The organism is Nocardioides nematodiphilus, from assembly GCF_020216525.1.
Lineage (GTDB): Bacteria > Actinomycetota > Actinomycetes > Propionibacteriales > Nocardioidaceae > Nocardioides > Nocardioides nematodiphilus.
This window is the reverse complement of sequence record NZ_JAIWOY010000024.1, coordinates 1-1,067: the sequence shown is the minus strand read 5'-3', so window position 1 is coordinate 1,067 and position 1,067 is coordinate 1. Positions and strand designations below refer to the sequence as shown.

Genomic DNA, 1,067 nt, shown 5'->3' with positions numbered 1-1,067 from the left:
CTAGCTGTGATGTCCAGTCAGGTTGTTCAAGCGGCTGATGGGTGGGAGGCCTCCGGCTGCTGAGTGGGGCCGGTGGTGGTTGTACTGGTGCAGCCATCCTGCCAAGGCTGCTCGACGGGTGTCTTCTGAGCGGTAGAGCTTCTTGTAGGCCCAGCCGTCGGCCAGGGTGCGGTGGAAGCGCTCGATCTTGCCGTTGGTCTGCGGACGGTAGGGCCGAGTCCTCTTGGGTTGGATGCCGAGCGCTTCGCAGGTGTCGCGCCACAGGAAGGATCGGTAGGCCGAGCCGTTGTCGGACAACACCCGTTCGACGGTGACACCGCGTTCGGCGAACCAGGCCACCGCCCGGTGCAGCACCGCGACCGCGGTCGCGGCGGTCTCGTCGTCGTGGCACTCGGCATACGCGATGCGGGAGTGGTCATCGATGACGGTGTGAACGAAGCAGGTTCCGACCTTGGCCTGGTACCGGGTGTTCTTGATGCCGGTGCGGTCCTTGGTCGCGATCCTGTTCCGATCGCCCTGTTGGCGACCGAGGTAGCGCCAGCCACCGCCATCGGGGATGTTGCCGAGCTTCTTCACGTCGACGTGGATCAACTCGCCTGGTCGTTGGCGTTCGTAGCGGCGTGCTGGCTCGCCCGTGACGCGGTCGATATGGGTGAGCCGGTTCAGGTGGCAGCGGACCAGCACGGCGTGGACGGTGGAGGCGGGCATGTCGAGCTTGGCGGCGATCTGGATCGGGCCGAGTCGTTGTTTCCAGCGCAGGTGCACGATCTTGCGCACGACCGGCTCGGGGGTCTTGGTGTGCTGGGTGTGGCGTGCTGAGGACCGGTCGGCCATGCCGGCGACGCCTTCGGCGCGGTAGCGCTTGGCCCACTTGTCCGCGGTGCGCCAGGTGACGTTGAAGAACTCGGCCGCGCGTGATGGTGGCCAGCCGTCCTCGACGATCAGGCGTGCAAGCCGTAGACGGTGTTTCGGGGTCAAAGCCGCGTTAGCGTGAGCCATGAAGGCCTCCCTGGTGGGTGAAGTCCTAGACAGCTCCACTCCACACCGGGAGGCCTTCACCTATCTAC

1 protein-coding gene is annotated in these 1,067 nt (G+C 65.8%); it reads right to left on the bottom strand.

The window, feature by feature from the left end; translation table 11 throughout:
• Positions 1-999 (bottom strand): IS481 family transposase, encoded by a 999-nt coding sequence (locus KSO98_RS18330; protein ID WP_225287203.1) that lies wholly within the window; start codon positions 997-999, stop codon positions 1-3.
• Between the last annotated feature and the right edge of the window lie 68 nt (positions 1,000-1,067).